This window comes from Rhizobium oryzihabitans (assembly GCF_010669145.1).
Lineage (GTDB): Bacteria > Pseudomonadota > Alphaproteobacteria > Rhizobiales > Rhizobiaceae > Agrobacterium > Agrobacterium oryzihabitans.
Genome location: NZ_CP048635.1, coordinates 609040 through 633119, shown reverse-complemented (window position 1 = coordinate 633119; position 24080 = coordinate 609040). Strand labels below are relative to the sequence as shown.

Annotated in this window: 17 protein-coding genes and 2 pseudogenes; 9 read left to right on the top strand and 10 right to left on the bottom strand. The window is 56.5% G+C overall.

The genetic code is table 11. The features are described 5' to 3' along the window. The first annotated feature begins 3 nt into the window (after positions 1–3). Together ugpQ and G3A56_RS19580 are read left to right on the top strand one after the other, a co-directional pair. Positions 4–729: a glycerophosphodiester phosphodiesterase gene (gene ugpQ, locus G3A56_RS19585; RefSeq protein WP_082185516.1), complete on the top strand. Its 726-nt coding sequence runs from the start codon at positions 4–6 to the stop codon at positions 727–729. Between the two features lie 26 nt (positions 730–755). After that, positions 756–1670 (top strand): TIM barrel protein, encoded by a 915-nt coding sequence (locus tag G3A56_RS19580; protein ID WP_082185518.1) that lies wholly within the window; start codon positions 756–758, stop codon positions 1668–1670. 83 nt (positions 1671–1753) lie between these two features. Here the strand turns inward: G3A56_RS19580 and eglC are convergent. Continuing rightward, positions 1754–3150 (bottom strand): annotated as a pseudogene (gene eglC / locus G3A56_RS19575) (endo-1,3-1,4-beta-glycanase EglC). 297 nt (positions 3151–3447) lie between these two features. On the opposite strand from eglC, the gene greA reads away from it, so the two are divergent. Beyond that, positions 3448–3930: a transcription elongation factor GreA gene (gene greA / locus G3A56_RS19570; RefSeq protein ID WP_082185521.1), complete on the top strand. Its 483-nt coding sequence runs from the start codon at positions 3448–3450 to the stop codon at positions 3928–3930. An 83-nt stretch (positions 3931–4013) separates the two neighbouring features. Here greA and G3A56_RS19565 read toward each other — a convergent pair. Both G3A56_RS19565 and G3A56_RS19560 read right to left on the bottom strand, forming a co-directional pair. Then, a pseudogene (locus G3A56_RS19565) lies at positions 4014–5431 on the bottom strand (O-antigen ligase family protein). Positions 5432–5560: 129 nt separating this feature from the next. Then, positions 5561–6898: an SGNH/GDSL hydrolase family protein gene (locus G3A56_RS19560; protein ID WP_082185525.1), complete on the bottom strand. Its 1338-nt coding sequence runs from the start codon at positions 6896–6898 to the stop codon at positions 5561–5563. 412 nt (positions 6899–7310) lie between these two features. On the opposite strand from G3A56_RS19560, the gene G3A56_RS19555 reads away from it, so the two are divergent. Next, positions 7311–8459: a glycosyltransferase family 4 protein gene (locus tag G3A56_RS19555; protein ID WP_082185527.1), complete on the top strand. Its 1149-nt coding sequence runs from the start codon at positions 7311–7313 to the stop codon at positions 8457–8459. Positions 8460–8467: 8 nt separating this feature from the next. Next, positions 8468–9559: a glycosyltransferase family 4 protein gene (locus G3A56_RS19550; protein WP_082186045.1), complete on the top strand. Its 1092-nt coding sequence runs from the start codon at positions 8468–8470 to the stop codon at positions 9557–9559. 38 nt (positions 9560–9597) lie between these two features. On the opposite strand, the gene G3A56_RS19545 is transcribed toward G3A56_RS19550, so the two are convergent. From G3A56_RS19545 to G3A56_RS19525, 5 genes are all read right to left on the bottom strand, one after another. After that, positions 9598–10803, bottom strand: a complete 1206-nt coding sequence (locus G3A56_RS19545; protein ID WP_082185529.1) for a glycosyltransferase family 4 protein — start codon at positions 10801–10803, stop codon at positions 9598–9600. 87 nt (positions 10804–10890) lie between these two features. Next, positions 10891–12450, bottom strand: coding sequence for an O-antigen ligase family protein (locus G3A56_RS19540; RefSeq protein ID WP_082185531.1), 1560 nt, complete (start codon positions 12448–12450; stop codon positions 10891–10893). A 79-nt stretch (positions 12451–12529) separates the two neighbouring features. After that, on the bottom strand, positions 12530–13186 hold the full coding sequence (locus G3A56_RS19535) for a hypothetical protein (protein ID WP_082185533.1): 657 nt from the start codon (positions 13184–13186) through the stop codon (positions 12530–12532). Between the two features lie 13 nt (positions 13187–13199). Beyond that, positions 13200–15458: a polysaccharide biosynthesis tyrosine autokinase gene (locus G3A56_RS19530; RefSeq protein ID WP_082185535.1), complete on the bottom strand. Its 2259-nt coding sequence runs from the start codon at positions 15456–15458 to the stop codon at positions 13200–13202. A gap of 128 nt (positions 15459–15586) precedes the next feature. Continuing rightward, positions 15587–16495 carry a hypothetical protein gene (locus tag G3A56_RS19525; RefSeq protein ID WP_003497341.1) on the bottom strand — a complete coding sequence of 303 codons (909 nt, stop codon included), beginning with the start codon at positions 16493–16495 and terminating at the stop codon, positions 15587–15589. A 393-nt stretch (positions 16496–16888) separates the two neighbouring features. Between G3A56_RS19525 and G3A56_RS19520 the strand changes: the two genes are divergently transcribed. Continuing rightward, positions 16889–17941: an acyltransferase family protein gene (locus G3A56_RS19520; RefSeq protein WP_003497340.1), complete on the top strand. Its 1053-nt coding sequence runs from the start codon at positions 16889–16891 to the stop codon at positions 17939–17941. 133 nt (positions 17942–18074) lie between these two features. On the opposite strand, the gene G3A56_RS19515 is transcribed toward G3A56_RS19520, so the two are convergent. After that, positions 18075–19403, bottom strand: coding sequence for a hypothetical protein (locus G3A56_RS19515; protein WP_082185537.1), 1329 nt, complete (start codon positions 19401–19403; stop codon positions 18075–18077). Between the two features lie 306 nt (positions 19404–19709). Beyond that, the gene (locus G3A56_RS19510; protein ID WP_164056740.1) at positions 19710–19985 is read right to left on the bottom strand and encodes a hypothetical protein; all 276 of its coding nucleotides are present in this window, start codon (positions 19983–19985) and stop codon (positions 19710–19712) included. On the opposite strand from G3A56_RS19510, the gene G3A56_RS19505 reads away from it, so the two are divergent. The 3 genes from G3A56_RS19505 (at position 19884) to G3A56_RS19495 (ending at position 24077) form a co-directional block, all read left to right on the top strand. After that, a complete protein-coding gene (locus tag G3A56_RS19505; protein ID WP_082185539.1) occupies positions 19884–21119 on the top strand; it encodes a glycosyltransferase family 4 protein in 1236 nt (411 codons plus the stop codon). The genes G3A56_RS19510 and G3A56_RS19505 overlap by 102 nt on opposite strands. 161 nt (positions 21120–21280) lie before the next feature. Further along, positions 21281–22759 (top strand): lipopolysaccharide biosynthesis protein, encoded by a 1479-nt coding sequence (locus G3A56_RS19500; protein ID WP_082185540.1) that lies wholly within the window; start codon positions 21281–21283, stop codon positions 22757–22759. Then, positions 22752–24077, top strand: a complete 1326-nt coding sequence (locus G3A56_RS19495) for a polysaccharide pyruvyl transferase family protein (RefSeq protein WP_003497328.1) — start codon at positions 22752–22754, stop codon at positions 24075–24077. The genes G3A56_RS19500 and G3A56_RS19495 overlap by 8 nt, the downstream gene beginning before the upstream one ends. Positions 24078–24080 lie beyond the last annotated feature (3 nt).

The following is a 24080-nucleotide window of genomic DNA, read 5'->3' as shown; positions in this document are numbered from 1 at the left end:
ACCATGCCCAAAATCGTCTCCCACCGTGGTGCCAATCAGTTCGCACCCGAAAACACCTTTGCCGCTGCCGACCTCGCCTTGCTGCATGGGGCCGATTATATCGAGCTTGACGTGCGCGAGAGCGCAGACGGCGTTCTTTATGTTTTCCACGATGAAACGCTGGACCGCACCACCGACGGCACGGGCCCGATCGGCCACGCCCTGTCGAGCGAGATCGATGCGCTGGATGCCGGCGGCTGGTTTGGTGAAAGCTTCAAGGGTGCGATTGTACCCCGGCTCGATGCTTATCTGCGCCATTTGCGCGGCCGCTGCGGTGTCTATGTCGAGCTGAAATATTGCGATCCCGTTAAGGTGGCAGCGCTGGTGCGCGGCCTCGGCATGATGCGCGATACCTTCTTTTTCTCTTTTTCCGAGGAAATGCGCCGGGGCCTGGCCGCCGCTGCACCGGATTTCCGCAAGATGATGACGCTCGACATCGCCAAGTCGCCCTCTCTGGCGGCGGCGGTGCATCATGCCTCGATCATCGAGATCACGCCGGAACAGATGCGCAAGCCCGGCCTTGTCGAGGCATGCCGCAACGCGGGTCTCGAGGTCATGGTTTATTATGGGGGCGATGATGTCGACCTTCATAAGGAGATCGCATTGGCCGGGGTAGACTATGTCAACGTCGACCGCCCGGACCTGTTCGACACGGTGCGGCGTGCCGCGCGGCTGCCTGAACTCGCATAAACTTCTTTACATCTGGAGATGATGACATGAGCAATCTTATTGGTACCGGTTTTAACGCCGGCTCGGACGACGGCGAACTGGCCACCCTTGAAAACGATCTGCGCGCACTGGCCGATATTGGCTGCGACACCGTTGAACTGGCTGTGACCAGCCTCGATCTGATCGCGGGCGGCCGCATCATCGAGGAGCGCGCCGAACGGTTCGTGTCGCTCGCGAAACAGTTCGATTTCCGCTACACCGTGCACGGGCTGGTGTCCTCCAATTTCATGGATCCGGTGACCTGCCGTTACCAGATCGATGCCGCCAAGGCGCTGGCCGTCCTCTGTGACCGCATCGGTGCCGGCATTCTCGTTCAGCATGGCGGTGCGCTGCGTGCGGACCAGATCGCCGAACGTGCCGATGCCGATGCCCGTGAGCGGGAAGCGCTTTTTGAGCTTGCGGAATTCTGCAAGCCCTACGGCGTACGTATCGCGCTTGAGAATATCTTCTCCACCGAGCCCGGCCAGTATCGCCAGACGCCTGCCGAAGTGGCCGCGACCGTGAAGGCCGTCGGGCACGACAATGTCGTTGCGCTGATCGACTTCAGCCATGCCTATATCGAATCCACCTATCGCGGTCTCGATTTCCGCGAGCAGCTTCGCGCCATGGCGCCGGTCGCCGGCCATCTGCATGTCCACGATTCCTTTGGCCGGCCGCAGGGTTTTTACCAGCCGTATTTCGACCAGGAAAATACCGCGCTTGGCATCGGCGATCTGCATATGCCGCTCGGCTGGGGCGATATCGAATGGGAAAGCATCTTCTCGGAGCTGACCTTCCTGCCCGATACCGTCCTGATGATGGAAATCGGTCGCCGCTACCGGGCCGAACAGCCGGCGAGCCTTGAAACGGCGCGGCGCCTCATGTCGCTCCACGCCGATCGGATGCAGATCGCGGCTGAATAAAGAGCTTCAACAAGGCGCAGCCCCGATAGGCTGAAGCCTGAAACGCCGGCAGTTCTGGACGCGACTGCCGGCGTTGTCGTTCCTTACGCGGCCCAGTCGGAAAGCGAATAGGCCCTGATGTAGTCGATCATCATCTGCGAGCCATCGCTGAAATCACCTGCAGACGGCGTTCCCGCCATGCCGCCGACGGCAAGATTGACGAGCATATACATGGGGTCATGCATGTCGTCGGGCGTATCCGTTTGTGCCACCGCGACATCGTCAAAATACCAGGTGATATGTTCCGCGTCCCATAGCACGCCATAGGTGTGGAACCCTTCCGTGCTCGGCACGCTGACATTGTTGATCACCGATGTCTGTTCGCCCGTCGCATTGGAGTGGGTGGACATGATCAGCGTATTGGGGTTCTGGCCGCGCATTTCCACGATATCCAGCTCCGGCGGCCAGGAACCGTCTTCCGGCAGAAGCCAGAAAGCTGGCCATGCGCCCCGATCGGTCGGCATATCTGCGCGGATTTCGAAATAACCATAGGTCTGGCTGAAGGAGGAATAGGTGTTCAGCATGCCAGACGTATAGTCGTAACCCTCGACCTCGGCGGCGATCGACTGTGGGGTTTCAGCGGCGGTGATGGTCAGCACGCCGTTTTCCACGCTGAAGGGATTGACCTCGGATGTCCCCGCATAAGCGGGGTTGATATACCATTGCGCCTCGCCATTCGTCGTCAGCGAACTTCCCTTTTCCGGTGCCCACCAATATTTGGCGTCCCAGGTTCCCTGATCGCCGCTGCGCAGAGAAAGCGCGTCGAATTCGTCGGCAAAGGTCTGGGTGAGGGATGACCGGTCAAGGCTGAGTTCGAACTGGTCGGCCTGAAGGTCGTCAATGGTGGTTCCGGCAAGCACGACAGCTTCACCATTTGCGAAGTTCAGCCAGAGATCGGTACCCTGTTGGGTGGAGTTGCTGACGAGTTGATCGAAGGATGTGATGCCGTAACCATTCAGCCGAATCGTATCGTTGGCGCTGAAATCCATGATGAGATCGGTGCCGTTGCCGCTGGTAAAAACGAAAGTATCGGCACCACCACCGCCGATGAGCACATCGTTGCCGGCGCCCCCATCGATCGTCTGGCTGCCCGATCCGCCGGTGATGATATTGTCGAGCGAATTTCCGAAAGCATAACGGCCGTCTCCCGTGACCCGCAGATTCTCGAAATTCTCGGGCAGGGTGTAGCTCATCCAGGTGTCGATCGTATCGATGCCCTCACCGGCATTTTCGACGGCGCGATTGATGCTGGAATAGAGATAATAAATATCGTCGCCTGTGCCGCCCGCCATCGTCACGTTGACGGAGCTGTCGCCCCACATGGAATCATTGCCGGCAGTGCCTGTTAGCAGGGGCCGGAACCCGTGGCGGAAAAAAATCCCTGGGAATTGCCGCTGTAATAAAGTGTGTCTCCAAGCGCATTCACTACTGTCCGGGCCATGAACTGTCTCCTGTCCGTTAGCGTTGGCTTCCTCCCTCCTCCTGCGGAACATCCTAACAGGGCAAAAAGCCTCCTGTTAGGGCCAGAAATGAGGGGTGCGTGTGTGCCAGGACAGATTGTGTAAAAGCGTCGATCTGATTAACGGGCGATGTCGCAACCAGCCAGTTCCGCTTCCTCCACGTCCGTTTTTGAACCTGTGGCTGTGTTTCCGCTCTTGCCGCGCTCCACTATGCGGTGGCAGGATTGGACCGAAAAGGAGATGCCTGAGATGGCATCTCATCGGAATGGAGTACGAGATTGAGTGTAGCCTTCACCAAGGAAGACAGTGCCGAAACCGCAGCCGAAACCGTTCTGCCGGATCGGGTGATTTCGCCGCATCCCAATCTGGTGACCGAGGCGGGCCTGAAAGCGCTGGAACTGCAATTGCGGCTGGCGCGTGAGGCCTGCGAGGCGGCCAATGCCGTCGAAGACATCAATGAAAGACGACGACTTTCCGCCAGCCCTCTGCGGGACGTCCGCTATTTCGCGGAGCGCATTCGCGCCGCCCAACTAATGCCGAGCCCGCCCGCAAATGGCATTGTTGCCTTCGGCAGTCTTGTAACCTTCAGCCGCGATGACGGGCGGACGCAACAGTTCCGGATCGTGGGTGAGGATGAGGCCGATCCTGCTGTGGGATCGATGTCCTATGTTTCTCCCGTGGCGCGGGCTTTGATGGGGAAGACGGCTGGCGATGTGGTTAATCTGGGTGGCAGGGAGATTGAAATCATCGAGGTCGGCTAGCGCGCCGGTTTAAGGCTGGAGCCTATGGCCGCCGCTCAAATATACCATTTTGATCGCCTTAGCGCTTGTCGTCCACGCTTTGGTTAGGAGGTCGGATGCCTCAAGCCGCCCAATTTATCCGTGAAGCCTCCTTCATCGCCGCCGCGTACGTTCTGCGTTATCGCGGCCATCCGCATCGCCGAATTCTTCATGAAAAGCCTGAAATCGAGATCGATGAAAGCATAGGCGAGGGCAAGTCCAACATGCGCCATGAAGACAGGATTGAAATTCAGCTCTTCGAACTGGTAGCCGATGATGACCCCAACCGCTGAGTAGGCGAAGAAGCTGACTTTTCGTTTTCGGAAGACGGCATAGATGGTTGCAAAGGCGCTTAGGATACAAAATCCAATGCCGGATGCATAGGCGGTTGCTAGAAAGCCGTTATGAGGCGTGCCGATCGTTGTTATCTTCGACAACTCAGAAATTCTACTGGCAAAGCCGATGCCCAGGGATGATTGAGCATTACCTGGAAACCGCCGGTGATAGTCGTCCATCGTTCTTGTACGTTGTTGCTGCTATTGTTGTCCTCGAAAAAACGTTTCGAAAAAGCTTGCTCTGCGAAGTCGAAAGCGCCCAATGGCAAAACGGCGGCAATGACAAGAGCGGATAAGGCCAAACCGAAATATGTGCTGAGCAGCATCCTGATTGAAAAATTTCTGATGTAAAAATAGAGTCCGATGGCAAGTACCGCAAACACTCCCGACCTGTTGAGCGTGAGGGTAAAGCTGGCCAAGTAAACGACCAAGAATACGGCGAAAAGCGCGGGGCGTCTGCGACGCTCAGCAATATAGGCTGCTGCTGCGCTCGCTAGAGCGAATGCCGGTCCGGCCGTGTTGCCGACGGGCCAAATTCCTCCCGGTTTTTCAAAGCGCAAAAGTAGCGGATTGAACTCGCCCTTAGCCGCAGTCTCCCGTACGCCGGCTTCATCGAACATAAAGGATAGCCCGACGGAGGCGAGTTGGTCATGAATGATGATGTCCAGAAACAGAAGAATCGCCACTGCGATAAAGCCGGCGAAAATTCCCCAGCAGAAAATGTCGAGAAGGTTCTCTTTGAACATCATGTAGGCAAAGAACAGAAAATACACCGCGTAAAAATAAGTCATCGCAGTGGTATAGAATTCGCCGTCACCGCGGTCGTCGGCAAAGAGTGTCGAAAGCGCGAAAAAGACCGTCAGTGGAAGTAGATAAAACAGAATAATCGACGGGGTCAGGCTGCGAATATAGAGCAGGGCGATAGCGGGTAGCGTCAGTAAAACCAGCATATCGGTGATGTTGAGAAATCGCAGGCCGACATTGCTCGTCGCAACATTGCATTGAATGAAAAAACCAATCGAAAAAACAAAGACGGACAGAAAACGGCCGGGAACATTGACTGTTTTTGACGGGTAAAACGGCATCGCCAGGACGAAGCCCGGTAACGGGAACTGACGCGATGTCAGCACATTTGCGCTTAGGGTCATTCGCGGCCTGTCTTTCGATGGCGGACCTGGAGTGGCCCTGTTTGAGGGCGTTATCCCCGCGAGGCTACAGGGGATGACAGTGAATAGTGGTCTTGACAGCATTGCCGCGCAAGATAATTTTCTGTGTTTTTAGCCGCTCAGATTGCCTTTCGGCGATGAACCTTCCGTTACAATTACCCGCTGGATATAATGCGGTTCATTAGAGTTTGGTGGGCTGGTGCCGAAGGCTGGATAGATTTGCAGGTATAGGCCGAAACCGCTGGGGCTAAGGTCGGGGTCGATGGCGATCTCATTGGCGACGGCCCACATCCAGCCACTATTACTGAGGGCGTTCATTCCGCCAAATTGCAGGGCTGCGGCATTGATCGTACGGGATGTGCCTCCGCTTTTCACAACCAGGACAACAAAGGGTGGGCGTTGCCCCTCGGAGTATTTGTAAAGCACCGCAAATGAAACGGTTTTGCCAATCATCGCCGCCGCTTCGGTATTGCGGAAGTAGCGAAGTAGTCCGACGGTCTGGTTGCCATTCGCACGCAGGGCGAGGCTATGGGCGAAGGCGGGAGAAAAGGTGACATCGGCGGCTCTGGTAACAGAACCCGGCGCGTTCAGGCTCCAACCCGTCGGAACCGAGCCTGACCAATCGGTGAAATCGCCGTTGGCGATGAGATTCGTGGCGGGAAGCCTCGGCCAGCAAGGGGTCTGAAAGCCGCTGTCGGGCGCAGACGCCAGATAACAACCGAACAAGGTTCGGGCGATGAGCCGAGAGCCGGCATCGTTCGGATGAACATTGTCCCGGTAAAGCGCCGCGTCCTTGCCATTCGCCACAAATGCCGCATGCGTATCCACCAGTGTGAGGTTCGGATGAGACCGGGCGACATCGAGGATCGCTTGATAGACTTTGTCGTAACCCGTGTTATCGCGCCAGGGATTTTGTGTGGTGATGAGTTGGGGAGCGCCAGGCCATTGCCATTCTGTCATGCCCAGCGGCCCGAGCAGGGTGGATCGCCCTGAACTCAGGATGCCGCCGGGTGCCTCGAAGCTCTGCATATTGTGTCCATGATGCATGATGCATACGTCGGGGCGTGGAATTTTCAGCGCTGCCGCCCGTTGTTCCGCGAGCATGTAAGCCGCCGTCCCGCCTGGCAGTGCCGCGAGATAGACCGTGAGCGTCGGGCCATCGCCGGCGCGCAGCGTGACCGGTTCGGCGTAGGCTTTCGGTCCGGTGGGCGCATCTGTCTGCCATTCGGCCCATCGGTACACCACCACCTTCATATCGTGCAGTTCGCCAAGCATCATGGCAAATTGCTGGAACGGTCCGGCATCAGCATAGGCTGTGCTGTCGCCATTCACGAAGATCGTTGCACCCTGTCCCGCGGTCAGACGAGCGCGCAACGGCGAGAGAGCGTTCAAGGCCGGGACCAGGGCGCGCATGTTCCCGGGGACGATGCCGAGCGTTACGCCGATCATGCCGGCACCTCTTCCGTTCCCGTTCTATATATGCATATGTTATGTTTGAGCGCAGTCATCGGTCGTTCTCCTGGTCTGGCCGCAGGATAACCCTGCCGTAAGATCCGGGGAAAAACGCGAAGAACCTGAGCGTATAAATCTGAACGTCACGCATTTTTCTTTGAATTCTTTTAAAATACAAAAATAGAATATTTTTCTTTTATTTTAAGTGGGCCGGATTTTTGATCCACATAAAGGTTTAAATGTCATTTTTTTTAAACGTAAGCAAGCATTGTCGTTCATACACTGAAGCTCATGATGAAGATATGCCTTTCGTCACCGATCATTTTGGTGTTGCTCGCGGTCAGCCTGTTCTTGCCCGCAATGATGGGCAATTGCCAATTGCGTGCTGCGACACGCTGCAGGTGACGCCATGACATCCGCTCTTTTTGTCAGCCATACCGGTGAGAAGGGCGGCGCTGAGCTTTTTTTGACGGATCTGGTCAAGGCCGGGCCGCATTCCTGGCGCGCCTGCTTTCTCAGCGGCGGCGCCGCCGCGGATGATCTCGAGGCCTCCGGGCGGCCGCCGATCATGTTGTCCGCCGGCAAAAAAATGCTGTCGATCCGCCGTGATTCATCGATTGGTTCAATGCTGCGTGGAGCAGCCGACGTGGTAGCCGTCGCCTGGCAACTGAGCCGGGAGGCGAGACATTACGACGTCATCTGCGCCAATTCGCAAAAGGCGCTTTTTGTCTGTGCGCTTGCAGCAAAGCTCAGCCGCCGCCCGCTCGTCTGGGTTTTGCATGATATTGTCACCGATCCAGCCTTCAGCGCTGCCAATCGTCGCGCGTCGCTGGCATTTGCGCGCCTTTTTGCGAGGGTGGTTGCGGTCAACTCGCAGGAAACGGGCAGGGCTTTCATCGAAGCTGGCGGTGAGGCAGATAAGGTCCGCATCGTTTACAATGGCTTCGACCCAGCAAAGGCCGCCACTTATGATGCCGGCAAGGCCGCGCGGCTGCGCGCGGAATTGGGTCTTGGCCCCGAGCCTGTCGTCGGGTTGTTCGGCCGGCTGAGCGAATGGAAGGGGCAGCATATCTTCCTGGAAGCAATTGCGGCGATGGATGGCGCTCAGGCCGTCATCGTCGGTGGGCCGCTGTTCGGGCAGGAGGCCTATGAGGCGCGTATCCGCGACCAGGCATCCCGTCTCGGTCTGGATGGTCGTGTCCGCTTCCTCGGCTTCCGTTCGGACGTTCCCGAGCTGATGGCAGCGATGGATGTGGTCGCTCACACCTCGATTGTTGCCGAACCGTTCGGCCGGGTCGTGGTCGAGGCGATGATGTGTGGCCGGCCGGTTGTCGCTACACGCGGCGGCGGCGTTACCGAAATCATTCGCGATGGTGAGACGGGTCTTCTCGTGCCGCCGGGCGATGCTTCGGCACTTGCTGCGGCACTCGGGTGCACCCTGTCGCATCCGGCGCTGGCAGAAAGGCTGGCGCAGAAGGGGCGGGAAGATGTAAGCCAGCGTTTTTCGCTGGAGGAGACCTGCAGAGCGGTTTCCGCGCTGCTGGCTGAAGCGGCATGAAGCCCCCGATGCGCATTCTCGTAAACATGCCGAGCCAATATGGTGGCAAGGCTTCCGGCGTCGCCCGCGTTACCTTCAGCCTGCTGGAGCAGCTTTTAGAGCAAACGCAGGACGATTATATTCTGCGCTCTCCCTGGACGCGGGCGCAACTTCCAGAAAGCCTGCGCGACAGCCGTCTTCAATTGATGGAAACTCCGCGGCCGCGTATCATGGTTTTCGATGTGCTGCGTCAGGCCGTGGCCTTGCCTGCACTTTGCCGCCGGCACCGTATTGATGTGCTGTTCAACGCCGATCCTTTTGGAAGTCCCCTCGGCGGCAAACGACGCGTCACGCTCGTTCATGATCTTTATTTCAAGACAATTCCCGAACAGATCGGCTGGCGGGCGACCTTGACGACCGATTTCATTTTCCGCCTGATGATGGCCGGTTCGGATCGCGTCACTTGCGTGTCCGAAGCGACACGAAGGGATTTGGCGCGCTTTTATCCCTCTGCCGCCAGCAAAAGCCTGACCATTCACTCCGACAGCACCTTGAAGGTTGATCCGGAGGCTGTAAACGGGCCGTCGCCCGTTGCCGGGCCTTATATACTGGCGGTCGGAAACGCGACCTCCAACAAAAACTTCACCCTTCTGGGCAAGGCATTTGCGGTGCTTGGCAAGGCAAGGCCGGATTTGCATGTCGTGCATGTGGGCCGCGACGATGCGGAGGAAATCGGCAATGTGCTCGACGACCCGGAATTGAAGGCGCGGCTGATCCGGCTTTCCGGCATAGACGACGGGCAACTGGCTGAACTCTATCGCCATGCCGCCTGCCTTTGTGTGCCTTCGACCTATGAAGGGTTCTGCCTGCCGGTTCTGGAAGCGCAGCAATTGGGATGCCCGGTCGTTTGCTCCAACCGCTCCGCGACGCCGGAGATCGCCGGCAAAGGCGCTCTCACCTTCGATCCCGCCGACCCGGATAGTCTTGTCGCTGCACTTTACCGGCTTTTCCAGGAACCGGGTCTGGCGGACGATCTTCGCCGGGCGGGTTACGAAAACCGCAAGTTATATTCATGGCAGAAGGCGGCGGAGAGCTATGCGCGGCTTTTCCATAATATCTGACGTCTAACGGGCGCGTTTTCGCGTTGGAATCCCATGGCTTATGACCGGATGCTGTCGTGCAGATCCGCATAAAGCGTTTCATAGGCCGCAACCACCCGTTCGGGCGCGACGCCTTGCGAAATCCGCTCTATAGTTTCGGATGTCTCTTTGAGAAGCGAGGGGTTGCGCATCGCTTGGGTCATGCGTGCGGCGAGTTCAGCGGCATTGCCGGGCGTAAACAGACGCTCCGGTCTGTCCCTGCCGATCTGTTCTGCAACCCCGGCGAGATTGGCACCGATGACGGGAACGCCGCGCAGAATGGCCTCCGCGACAGTGCGCCCGAAAGCCTCCGGCCACAAAGGCGGTACGATAAGGCAATCTATGCCCGCGAAAAAACTATCGGCATCGACATAGCCGGGGAATTCGACGGGTAGGTCGGCGCACTTTTGCCGATAGGCTTCGATGCCGCCTGGTGCCCGGCCTGCCATGACCAGCCGCCAACCCTGTGTCGGTAAAAGCCGCAAGGCCTCCATCAGCAGGTCTGCGCCCTTTGGCGCCTCGATGCGGCCGAGATAGCCGAAAACAACCGGCTCATCCGGCCTGCGGGGAATGCGCTCACTCTGTGAAGCCGGCGGCGTTATGGCGTTCCAGATCACCACGCGGCGGTTTTCGGGCACATCAGTGAAAAAGCCGGCCTTCACATGACGCTCGACAATATCGCGACCGACACCGGCGACAGCATCGACGGCGCATTGGCAACGACGGTGTAGATAGGAAAAGGTGCGGCATTTTTTGCTGCTTCCGTCGCAAATATGCCCGTCGTGATACAGGGATCCATTGGTGCACATGCTGGTGAAATCATGCAGGGAATGAACGAGCGAAATGCCGCGCTTGCGGATCATCGGCCAGATCAACGGTGTCAGTTCCGACAATGAATGGGTGTTGACGATGTCTGGACGGAAATCATCAATGACAGCCGCAAGCCGGCGCACGAGGCGCGGGTCCAGTTGCACGGCGATTTTATAATATTTGCGCTTCCATCCCGGCTGCTGCTCCCAGTCGCCGATAAAAAACGGTGTGGTGTGTCCTAGTCGATGAATGGCGAAACCATCGCGCAGCTCCACAGCCTCCTGTTTCCGGGAGATTGCAGCCACCGCAACCGCGTGTCCCTTTTCCGCCAGACCGCGTGCAAGGTCCTCCACGAATATCTCCGCGCCGCCGACCCGATCAGGAGAAAATAGCGATGTTACCTGCAATATCCGCATACCAATTTCTCGCGCCTATCTGGTTCTGCAATTACTACAACTATTTCGCATCGCCGGAATATGGACCATGTCTCGGCTCCACGACTGCTAAAACGCGGTTTTCAACGTCTCATCCTGACCGACTACACCCGCCATTGCCGGGTCGGCTGAAGATTGTCTGCGCCGCCGTTCGTCCCGCTCCACTCCGGGTGGGCGAAGGCAAAGAGTGACGATGGGGGCAAGGAAGGCGGCATAGGCCATGGCGAAGCCGGGCACCTGCAGCGAAAAATCAAGTGTCGAATGGAGTATGACGAGCAATAGTCCGGCAAGGCCGAGATGGGAGGCGTAACGATAGCTTTTCCGCCTGCGCGCCCCGCGAATAAAAATAACCAGTTGGGCAAGCACAAAAAAAGCCGCGTAAAAGGGGAAGGCGATGCCGAGTGTCAGCAGGCCTTCGGCATAGACATTATGGGCATGGGTGACGACGGCATCCACGCCGCATTGTGCCGCATGATAAGGCGCATAGGTTTCCGCAAAACTCGCAAGACCTGACCCGAAGGGCCAATTGTCGGCGATGGCCCGCATGATGCCCGGCATGTAGCAGAAGCGCATGTCGTCTTCCACACGCGTTTCCATGCGAAGCGCCACCCGGCTGGCGAAAAGCGAGAACAGGGCGATGGCGATGGCGAGCATGAGTGCTGCCCTGCGTTTAAACCCACGTCGCTTACGTCGTGAGGCGGCCGCTTTACGGCCTGTTCTCAAGGGAGCGTTGAACACGGTGAGAAGAATAAGGAGAAGCACCGCAGCGAAGCTCGACATGATCCCCGCGCGCGATCCGGTCAACATCAGGGCGAGAAAGCAAAATGTGGTCAGAACGCCGATGAAGGCGGCCTTGCGAATGAGGCGTTTCTGCTCATCCGGCACCGTCAGGCGGTTGGCCACCAGCGCTCTGATCATTCTCCAGTCTGGAGCCACGAGCCTTTTGTGCAGCAGCGCCACCAGGGTGAGAAGGATGAGGCCGAAGAACGTCGCGGCTGTGTTGCGATTGACGAAAAGACCGGTCAGGCTGCCGAGATAAAAGTGTTTCTGAATAAAGCCCAGCATTTCCGGGAAAAGCAGAAATTGCAGGATGGACCACAGCGCCAGCCAGCCGCCGGCTATTGCAAACCACCGCAGCCCCTTTGCCGCGCGCTCGTCACTATCGAAAATCACAAGGCCGGCCATGAAGACCCCGAAGGGCAGGGCAGCGCTCAAAAGGCCGAGTTGATCATCCGCCGGAGTGAGTGAGATTGTGGCCGCAGGCACGGCCTGTGTGAACATGGCGGCGGTTGCCCAGGCCGGATTGGGCGGGGCGATGCCTGGCAGGGACGATGTCTGTAGCAGCGCCTGGACGATGAGTGCTCCGAGCAAAAAGCTGGCGGCTGCCAGCGCTTTGCCGGATCCGCCCTGTGGCGGCCCAAACAGCAGAATGGAAGGCACCAGCAGGACATAAATAGCGATGGTAACGACAACGCGGCTTTCGATCTCGGTCGCACCACGATTGAGAAGCGCGAGAAGGAATATCGCCCAGAACGCGACTATCGCGGCCACCCGGAAATAATCTTGAAATGCGGCCGGTCGCGGCGGCGAGAAGGACAGCGGTTCTGACTGGGCTTCGAATGGTGGCATGGGGTTCGGCTTTGTAAGAAGTTTGCGGCGACAGTAACGGAAACGAAAAGGCGCTATCCGCCACTTCGCATATTTTGCCTCACGACACGGGCTTGGAACGTTTCGTGCTACCCGCTGGCTCTTGCGGACAGGCATCCCGCAAGGTCCAGCGTAGAATTTCACCTTCCCTGCCACACACGACCGCTGTGTCTGCGTTTCTGGCCGCTTCGGCCTGCGGCAGCGCTTCTTTTGGAAATTGTTGCCACATTACGAAACGTCCGCGTATCAGATTGGCGTCGGCCGGCCCGTAGAGATGGGAAAAATTCATCAGCACGGCAATTTCCAGGGGCGAGGCGTTGCGCAGCGCACGAACCATGGCAAGACGCAACCAAACATCGCCGTTTGCCGGAAAACAGAAGAGCGCATGGCGAACATAGGTCTCGGCAAAACCAAGACGCGCCGCCCCGGCCTTAGATGCCACGTCTTTGCCATTCGCATCGAGATCGGCCAGAACCAGTCGTAATCCCGCTTTGACGATATCTGAACGGCAGATTCTTTCTGCAATGACGGGACGAAGTCCATCGACCGCCTGGGCTAGCATATCGGGTGCAAGGCCGTTGCGGTCGTCGGCAATTCCTGCCATCGCGACGACATCGGAGAAACGTCGCGTTTCGGAGAATGCCTGTGCCGCGATCGACAAAACGAACACGGAAACGATGAGAACCGGCACGACTGCGAAGACCTTGCGCAGGCGCATCACGCCGTCCCGTCTAGTCATGGTAATATCTGGTGTAGCGCGAATGATAATATTCGCTCGAGCCGTAAGCCCGGTAGAGCTTCAGCTTTTCCGTATCCACCTTATTGAGAATGACGCCGAGGCATTTCTTGCGGATATGGACTTCGTTTTCAATGGTATTTCGCACGGCCCTGCGGGCGGTTTTGCCCCATTCGGTGACGAAGACGAAACCGTCGATCCGGCTGGCCATGGCGCGGGCGTCGACCACCGGCCCGAGCGGCGGCAGGTCGACAATGATGTAGTCGAAGACGCTGCTCGCCTCGGCCAGCAATTTGTGCATCTGCGCTGACGTCAACAGTTCGGAGGAATGCGGTACGCGTTGCTTGACGACGGTCGGGAGGAAAGCGAGCCGGGTCTTTTCGTCATGCAGAAGCGCATCGCGAATATTGCGGCCTTCCAGCAGTACTTCGAGCAGGCCCTCTGTGGCGTGACGCGCCAGAGCCCGTGTAGCGCCGGGATTGCGGATATCGGCATCCAGCAGCAGCACCCTTGCGCCCTGTCCGGCCAGAAGCTGCGCCAGATTGATGGAGATCGTCGATTTCCCCTCGCTCGGCAGGGCGGATACGACACCCACCACCCGCGCGCCATGTTTCGTGGCAATGCCAAGATCTATGGCAAGCCTTGTGCTGCGTAACGTTTCGGCAAAGGACGACAGCGGGTGGTCGACAGCGTAACGGGCGACGCTGGAAGGGCGTGTTGCGGCGGGTGCTTCATCTTGCCCCTTCGGCACCGCGTCTGCGCCAGGCTTGGTCTGGACGAGCGGGGTGTTGCCCAGGAACTCCAGCCCAAGAACGTCGCGCACCTGTTCCCCGGTCCGGAAGAAGCGGTCGCGGAATTCGCGGAACACGGCGATGCCTCCGCCGGCGGCTGCGCCCATGATCATGAACAGTGCGAGGATCATGGTCTTGTTCGGCTTGCTCGGCGTATATGGCGGCATCGCCTTGGAAATCACCCGTGCTTCTGTGACGGGAAAGGATTGCTGCTGCATCGCTTCCTGGTAACGCTGCAGGAAGGTCTGATACATGTTCTTGTAGGTTTCCGCCTCACGCTGCAATTCGCGAAGCTGAACCTGGGTCTGGCTGGCGGAGGTGCTGACGTTGGTGGCCTTGGCGACGCTCTCCACGAGCGATTTTTCTCTTGCTTCAGCAACCTCCAGATCGCTTTTGTAACTTTGCGCGATCCGGCTGATTTCCTGGAACATCAGTCGGCGATATTCCTGCATTTCGTTGCGCAGACGCACCGCCTGAACATGGTTGCTGCCGAGCCGGCTTGTGATTTCCGCTTCGAGTTTTGAGGATTCGAGATATTTTTTGCGCAGATCATTTGCAACCGCGCTGTCGAGAATATCGGTGACGACCGCATCGACATCATCGGTGGCAAGAATATATTCGATGCGCTGCACGCGCGCCCGCGCTCGCGCCGTGTCGGACTGCGCGAGGATCAGTGCACTGTTGGACGCCGCCAGTTGCTGGTCGGACAGCAGGCCGCTGGTGCCCGTCTCGATCAGATTGTGCACGGCCCGAAATTTTTGCACGGCCAGATCGGTTTCAAGAGCGCGCTGGCGCAATTCGGCGATGCGGTCAGACAGCCAGTCGCTCGCCCGCTTCGTCGCCTCATATTTGGAGTTGAGCTTATCCACCAGATAGGCTGACGCCACGGCGTTGACGATCTGTGCGGCGAGAACCGGCGACGTCGAATTATAGGTCAGTTCCAGCGCGTAGGTTCGGCCGATGCGCTTGACGCTGAGGCCCTGAAGCAAACGGTCCGACAGCGATCTCTTCAGGGTTCCATCGTCAATGACAGTCTCTTTTTTGACGGGTGAAAACCATTGCGAAACATTGACCACCGAACGGACGGTGCTGAATATCGAACTCAGAAGCGATGCTCGCGTTGCCCGGAATTCCTGGTTTTCCGCCAGATTGAGACTGTCGACCACGGCAAGGCCGATTGTTTCGGATTGCAGGACTTCGACCTGGCTGAGAATGGAGGCTTCGTCCTCGATGACGCCGCCGATTGTCGATAGCTGCTCGACGATCTGGCTGTTGTTGCGATCAATCAAAAGGGTCGCCGAGGCTGAATAGATCGGAACGGCCGTTGCGGCGAAAGCGAGACCAATTGCCCCGGCGACGGCAATCGCGGCAAGGACGACGCGCCATTGTCGGCGGATCATCGCAAGAGCGGCGTCGATATCGATAAAGTCGGCTGTAAGTCCGCTCTTATCGTAATCGGTCATCGTCAGAGGATCGTGCCTTTGCAACAACTGTCAGCCTCGCTTTTTCCGGCGGGCGCAATGCCCGCCAAGTCTCGGTTGCATCGTGGAACAGTCGATCGCCATCTCCGGAGGAAATGGCAAAACCAGGCTCAGACGGGACTTGTGCTCGTTGGCGTGCTGGTGCTGCCGGTTGAAACCGTTATGGACAGCAAGGCGCCGGTGGCACCGGTTGTTGTCGTTGTTGTTCCACTTCCACTTCCTCCACCGCCGACGGGCGCTGCTCCACCCCCGGCTTGTACCGTCCCGCCCGTATCACCCGCAGCACCTGAGCCGCCGATGCTGTTGCCGCTGGCAGGCGTGGAACCGGCGCCGCCGATAGGAGATGCAGCTGCTGCGGCGGCTGCGGGTGCAGCCGGGCCGGCAGCCGTTCCCTGGACGTTTTCGCTAAAGGCGATCAGCAGGTCGGAGGGTACGCCGGTACCCTTTGTCTGCAACTGGATCGCGGCCGCGAGTATCGTATTACCACTCTGCATTGCCGTGGAATAAGCAAGTGCAAGACCTTCGCCGACAACTTCGGAGAAGTCCTTGTTGGCGACCTTCTGAGCCAGTGCAACGACGACGGGCAATTGGCTGGAATCATTCAAAACCATGGCAGAAAGCTGTTCGGAGAATTGAGCAGCGCTGGTAGAGACGGCAATGATCGGAAACCCGTTCGTGACTTCTCCTGCGATGTCGGCGGTTGCCGCATCGGTGCTTGAGGCGATGGTGATCAGATCCTTGACCGTGCCAGGCGCCGGCGACTGCTTGAACAATTCTGCGGCGGAAAGAGCGACGGTGCCCGGATTGGCGCTATGAACGCGCGCCAGAAAAGCGGCGTTGGTTTCATCTGCAGCCTTGACGGGCGCGCTTGTCGCGGCGCTTTCAACGGGTGGCGTCTGCTCCTGAACAGCGGCAGGTGCGTTTTCGACAGTCTGGGCGTTGGCAGCTGCTGAAAAAAGGCCGATGCTGGTAACCAATATCGCACCAGCGAGCGTCGAGCCGTTACGAAGGCGGGACATTACAACTCTCCAAATTTTTAAAATACAAACTTAAGTATGCGTAATGTCGAACAGGGTTATCCAACATTTAAAATTTCTTCTTAAATCGCACAGGCCAAGCAAACGATCAAGTGTTAAAATACGCCTCACGCGGCTGAAGTTTCGGTATCCTTAACCGGCTTTTGAGGCGCGTTTCGGTTCAAAGCCTTCCGATGTCGATCGCTGTCCCAACTGCGGGGCAGTCGGGTGTTGTTGCGATGGGTTACTCAATATCAGTGTTGCGCGATCTTCGTTGCCGGTTACAGTGGGTGTGAATGCAATCTGCGAAAACGCAAAGAATCGGCTTCATTTTATATTTTTTATGCGCCCTTTTAAAATGATAATTGAATTGTAGTATTTTGAGGTTTTGTATTAATGATAGTGAATCTTCAGGTATTGCGAGCCGCCGCCGCGCTTTTGGTATTCTTTCATCATTTCATACCGGTGATCGGTCGTGTTTTTCCCGATGTTAGAAAATACGAGGGTGGTGCTTCCGGTGTGGACATATTCTTTGTCCTGAGCGGGTTTATAATGGTCGTCACAACCTATAATAAGGACGTGGACCCTTTTAAGTTTTTGATGAATAGAGTTGTGCGAGTCGTTCCGATTTATTGGATGATGACATTATTAATCGTGTCTCTTTTTATTGTCGGTGCTCGGCCTTTGGGCGTTATGGAGTTGCAGCCAAGTTATGTTTGGAAGTCATTGTTTTTTATTCCCTTTGAACGTGGGGGCTTTTGGGAGCCGGTGCTGTCTGTAGGCTGGACACTGAATTATGAAATGTTTTTTTATTTCGTATTTTCTATTTTGATGTTTATACGAAGCTCTCAATATAGATTAATTTTTCTTGTGTTTTTCCTGTTTTCTTTAGTTGCTTCAGGTCTAATATTTCCGTTCGATGATTATTTCAAATATTATAGCAGTCCCGTAATTTTGGATTTTGCATTTGGTGCTGCCTTTGGGGCGTTTTTCTCCGGCCTCAGAAACGATTCGATTTTAGTGGGGCCCCGAGGCTCTTGGCTGCTTATTGTTTTGGGAGTTGTTATTATCATCTCGACTAGTTCTGGATTCAGCCTCTACAACAATAACATATTACGTCCCCTGACCTGGGGCGTTGCCGGGATGTTACTTGTGTCAGGCTGTGTTTTTCTCGAGCGGAACGGTTACGTCGCTAAGCACTGGTTTTTATTGAGCTTGGGAAATGCTAGTTATTCCATCTATTTAGTGCATAATTTAATGATTCAAATATCAATGAAAACCGTAGCGATGACGGGGCTGTCTGGTCTTGCGTTCCTGCTTTTTACGGCCTTTTTCGCCTTGGCGTTGACCACCATATTTGGTTTGGCCTCATATCGATTTATTGAAGCGCCTATCAACCAAGCCTATCGGAAGAGAAACAAAGTCCGAGATTTATCTCTGCAACATTGATCAGTTGGACTTGGTTTATCCGAGAAGGCGAGTCCGAACAATGGCGTTGGTTCGCGTTTGACCACCGCCAATCCGCACCAAGCATGTTTATTGAATCGAAAGTCGGCGACCGGGAATTTTCATCCGCTCACCCTCAAAATACTTCCAACACAGTGAGTTGATCGCTGACGGGAAGCCTATATTGCCCTCCTTGCGGCTGAATCACGCGCTGGCTTACGGACCCATTGTCGTGGAACCTGTGTGCGATGACCTGGCTATGCGGGCCGGTCACCGAGAAGATCGAGGGACGCTCCTCTGGCGGGCTTTCGATCTGTGCTGGCCATTGCCAGCCCCGAAGTGCGAGCCAGACCGGCACAAGCGACGCGCCGTCGGGTCTTGTCAGCCGCAAGGATACTCTTTGGAGATCGTTCTGGATAAAATCGACGCGGCGTTCGGCTGGCGCTGTTTGCCGTCTCGCCTTGCAAAGCGAAAGCAGGGCGCGGACGGCCTCGTAAGCGGGCGTGCGGCTTAGGTCGTAGCGCAACAGACCGAAGGATGTTTCTGGATTTGTGTCGTCATCAGCGAAGCTGGAAACCATCTCGTAAATATAGGACCGGCGGATACCGCTTGCGAAACACCATAAAAGCATGCGCGGCATATAGCGCGCCTTGATGCCTTCGGTGACAGGAAAATGGAAGCTCTTGGTCTTCAGCGAGGTGTGGTAGCCGATCTCTGTGGCGAGTATCGGCCGGCGCGGCGCGATGGGCGCCGATGCGGTCACAAATTTTGAAAGCTCCCCCGGCCCGGTCGTTTCGGGATGTTCCATGCCGGCATATGGGTGAATGTTGCCGAAGTCGCACATTTCCTCAAGATTCTGCGCCAGCGGTATGTTCGTCTGGATATAGCTCGGTGCGACAACGCCGAGGGCGTTCAAGCGCGGAGTGGAACGGATCGTCTGGTAAAGTGCTGCCTGATGCTGCGCGGAGCGGCGCGGCGCATTTTGAGGATCCTTCATCAACACCGGTTCGTTACTGCCTTCGAAAAGCTCGATGCCGCCATCGCACCAGTCATAGAAATCCGCGAGCCTGTCGAGCGGCGTGGAGACGTAGGGGTTGAGATCGTCGTAGCAGATGATTGTGAGGCGAATATTCGCCGCCACGATCTGCCGCAGACGCTGGAACACGGCGCTGTTGCGTCGGTCTGTAGCGTTAATCAGGCCCTCGTCACGCAGGTGGCGTACGCCGAGGGCTTCCAACTCGGGCAGGATCTGTTCGAAGCGTTCCGGATAGACGCCGTTCGTGCGGGCAAAATGGCCACACACGCCGACACTGTCCAGAAATGCTTCCGTATCGGCGGAAACGGCGGGTTGCGCCTCTGCAGTTGTGGAGCGCAGCCCCGTCGCGGCGACCAATGCGGCAGGTGCGGCGGAAAGAAGACCACGTCGTGTCAGGAGGCCCATGGCAATCGGCAGTTTTCCGTTCATCTGCGTCTCCTGGCAATCCGGGCGAAAGTCTATCGTAGCCGCCATCGGGCGAGATGGCGCTGGTTTAAACGGGAGCGAAGCCTGTCAGAATGTCCTGGAAGTTTTCGGCATTTTCGGTCGCCATCAAATCCATTTTTCTGAAACAAAATAAATATATAAAGCAGTAATATTTCGATCTGGCGTGGCGGAGATTTCCTACCTGAGCTCAGACATTTCTCATATAAAAAGAGCCTAACACGAGACCGGTTCTTTTCGCAACACGGGATGGCTTTTGCCGCGCCGCGAAAAAAATGACTTGAAATGGCGTCAATTACCGTGCTCTTTAAAAGCAGATTTTTGGTTATTCATATTTTCAAGCGTTAAATCTGTTCCGTCTTTGTATTTTTGCAAATGTCCATTTGTTCTCGAGCGTTCGGGGATAGGGGCGAGGCCGGAGTGGATGTCATAAATTTTCGATGAAGGAAAATAGAGCGTATCCGCATGCGAATTCTCCATCTTAGCAGCCTTTATCCGCCGCATATTGTTGGTGGATGCGAACGCTCGGTCGAACATCTCGCCGAGGAACTCGTCTCCATGGGACATGACGTCGGCGCCGCCTGCATAGAGCGGCAGGCCGAACCCAAAACGGTGCGCAACGGCGTCAGCGTTTACCGCATGTTCCACAACAACGATTTCTGGCTCGAGGACTGGCCGCAATATACGCCGCAGCAAAGGCGCATGCAGAAGCTCAAGCAGCAATGGAATTTCGACGTCGAGAAGCAGTTCGAAGCTGTTCTTGACGATTTCAGGCCGGATGTTCTCAACACCCATTCGCTGCTGGACGTGACGACGCTGGTGTGGCGCGCGGCCCATAAGCGCGGCATTCCGATTGTTCACACGATCTGCGAATATGATCTCCTGTGTGGCAACGCGGCGATGTTCAAGGGCGGCAAGCCGTGTGAGCACATCCATCTCGGCTGTCAGGTGGTGAATTTCACCAAGAAATTCACGCAGCGTTATATTGGCGCGGTTGCAAGCGTCGGCACGGAAATCCTGAAGACGCATGTTAATCACGGGCTCTTCCATCACATTCCGGAAAGCCTGCGCCGCGTCATCTTTTATTCCTGCACCGTTCCGGATGGCGATCCCGTCGCACGCCGGCAGATCGACCGGGCCGGACGGCCGCTGACCTTCGGTTATATAGGCCGCATCAACACCGAAAAAGGCGTCGGCAACATGGTCGATGCCTTCAGGGAAATCGGCCATGGCAATTGGCGCTGTCTGGTTGCCGGCCAGGCCATGGACGATTCCATCGAGCGGTTCAAGGCTCAGGCCGGTGACCTGCCGATCGAGTTTATCGGCTGGGCAAAGCCCAAGGAATTTTTCGAAGAGATCGATGTTCTCATCGTCCCATCCTTCTGGGCCGAACCTTCGCCGCGCACGATATACGAGGCCTATGCCATGGGCGTGCCCGTTATCGGTGCCGCATCCGGCGGCATTCCGGAACTGATTGGCGAGACCAACCACGACTGGCTGTTCGAACCGGGCAATGCCGCAGATCTTGCTGCGCGTATTCGTCGCGTATTGACGCTTTCGCGCGCAGAATTACCGACCGAGGCGGATTTCGGAAACATCGTCGAGGAGTCCACCTCGCGGCGAGTGGGCGAGAATTATGTGAAGCTCTACGAGGACGTGCTGGCGAAGCAGGGCGAAAACCGGACCTTGCGCGCATCGTAAAACCGGTAGGGCTCTCCATGAGAGCCTGGTTTTCTTCGAAGGAAATGGCACATGGCGGAAAGTAATACCGATAGAGTCCGTTTTTATATGCTGGACTTGGATCGTTTTCTGGTTGCCAGGGATGTCGTTCCGTGTCGACTGGCTTTGCAGGCGGCTAATTGATGACCACTTCAAATTCAATAGGCAGCGCGGCGGTTCGGGGAGTTTTCTGGTCCATCGTCCAGAACTGGGGCGGGAAGCTTTTTACATCCGTCCTCTTCATCGTTCTCGCCCGTTTCCTCAACCCCACAGATTACGGCATGGTCGCGACTGCGGGGCTGGTTCTGATGCTGATCCAGATGCTGTCGGAATTCGGGTTTGCGGATGCGATTGTGCAGAAACGCGATCTGGAGCCGAGCGACGTCAATCTGCCATTCTATGTTTCTGTCGCGGTTGCGACGCTGCTGGCCATCGCCGTTTGTGTGTTTTCGCCTGAACTGGAAAGCTGGTTCGAGGTGGATGGGCTGGCGCCGATCATTGTAGCGATCTGCATATTGCTGCCGCTGAATACCGCCTCGCTTTTTCAGGAAGTGAGCTATCGGCGTGCACTCGCCTTCAAGCCGCTGGCGATCAGAACGTTCATTTCGAATATTATCGGCGGTGTCTTTGCGATTGTTTTCGCCATAACGGGCCTCGGCGTCTGGAGCCTTGTCGTTCAGGGCTATGTCGCGACCGTCGTCAACCTCGTTTGGTTGTGGCGGAAGCCCTACTGGCTCCCAGGGTTTACGCTCAGGCCTGACAGTTTTATCGGATTGCTTCGCTTCGGTTCGTCGGCGCTCGGCTTGCGTATCGTGGAGTTCGCGTCAACGCGCCTGATCGATTTTATCATTCTGGGACGTTATGGCGTGGCGGCCTTCGGGCTCTACACCGTTGGCAGCCGTCTCTACCAACTTATGATGCAACTGCTTCAGTCGGCACTTTATGACGTGTCACTGACGGTGCTTTCCCGTGTATCGCATGAGCGTGAGCGGATGGCGGAACTCTACAAGCAGTTGATCGCCATATCCGCAATCGTCTCGACGCCGGCCTTCGTGCTTTTTGCCGCTTTGGCGCCGGAGATTTGTCGTGTGCTGTTCGGGGCGCAGTGGCAAGGGGCGGATGAGATCGCGCGGCCCCTGCTTCTCCTCGGCGCCTTGCAATGCGTGCAGTTTCAGAACGGCCCGTTTCTCTCCGCGCGCGGAAGCCCGAACAAGGTGTTGATTGCCGGTACCGTCAAATCGGTCGCGACAATTCTCATGATCCTGCTGATACCGACAGACAGTATCGGTGAACTCGTCGTCGTCTACGTTTTCGGCCAACTGGCATCCACGCCCTTCACCTTCTTTTTTGTCTCGCGTGAACTGGATATTCCGCTCCGGCGCATATTTCTTGTGCTGCTACCGAGTTTTGCCGCGAGCGGTTTGTGCTTCGCGCTGGTTCACTGGATGCGACCTGAAATCGCCGGGCTGGGCCTGGGCGATTTCATATCCGGCATCCTGCTCGGATCCACCTTCGTCGTCACTTACTTCTTGCTCATGGCGTTGGTTGCCCGGACACAGGCTCGATCGGCGCTGATGTTCGTCATGAGCAAGGTGCTCTCACGGAAGGAAGCGCATGCGTAAACTTGTCAAAAAGATACTCCCCGCACCGCTGCATCGTGAATGGGTGAAATACAACGAGCGCCGTAATCAAGATATTGCGATTCATCGCTTTTTTGATGCTCTGCAAGAGCAGAAACAACAGATAAAGCCGCTTGGCGGTGGAGATCAATTAAGCCGGCTTTTGATAGTCGCCTGCGATCCTTTTTCCGTTTTTGGCTCCATTGGTGATGACGCCATGATCACCGCGACGATACAACATGCCTACGCCAGGAACCCCAATGTTGAAATTGATGTCCTCGTTGAAGGGGACGGTGCTGTGGATGTGGTTCGACAAAGGGGATTAAATCCCATCAATATCTTCGGCGAAGCTGATTTCATCGGAGCGCTTTGCAACCAGTTCGCGGCCAGGCAGTATGATTTTGTCGTGGTGTTGGGTGCCGACGTCATGGATGGATATTATCATCCGCTGGTCACCGCGAAACTTCTGGCAAGTGCTGATTTGGCCGCAGCTGCGGGTATCAAAAATGTCATCCTCGGTTTCAGTTTCAATGAAGCACCTCACGCCATTCTTTCCATGTTTTATAGCGCGCTTCATCCGGGTGTCTCGATCAATGTTCGCGACCCAGTCTCTCTCGACCGACTAAAATCCTTTGCTGAAACAAAGGCGGCGCTGGTTGCTGATTCAGCATTCAGTCTCGTTGCGTCAGAGCCTGATGAGGACACGAGCGCTTGGATCGCGCGGAAGCGCGCCGAGGGCTACAGGGTGATGGGCTTCAACCTGCATCCCATGCTGTTCAAAAATGCGGATCGGAGCCAGATTGAAACGATCATCAGGCGCGGGGCCGAAGCGTTACGGTTTGTGGCTGATGAACGGCCAGTATGCTGGCTGCTTATACCGCATGATTACCGGGAAGGTTTTGGTGACCAGTTCTGCCTTCAGGGGGTTGCCGGTCTCGTGCCCGCATCATTGGCGGATCGGGTTCGATATCTGCACGGTCAATGGTCGGCACCTGTTCTTAAGGGGATCGCAGGGCGGCTTGATGGAATTGTCAGTGGGAGAATGCATCTTGCCATAGCAGGACTTGGCAAAGGCGTTCCGGTCATATGCATCGCCTATCAGGGAAAGTTCGAAGGGCTTTATCAGCATTTTGGACTGTCGTCCTCGGACCTGCTGTCTCCTTCCGCGTTCTATACGGATGACGGTATCAGAAATGCGTTGATGGAGTTCGTCGACAATGTCGATGCCCTCCAGGAGCAGGTCAAACAGAAACTGCCCGATGTCCTCGCCCTATCAAAAAATAATTTCAAGATATTCGAGACCTTTCCAAAACAAAATTGATTG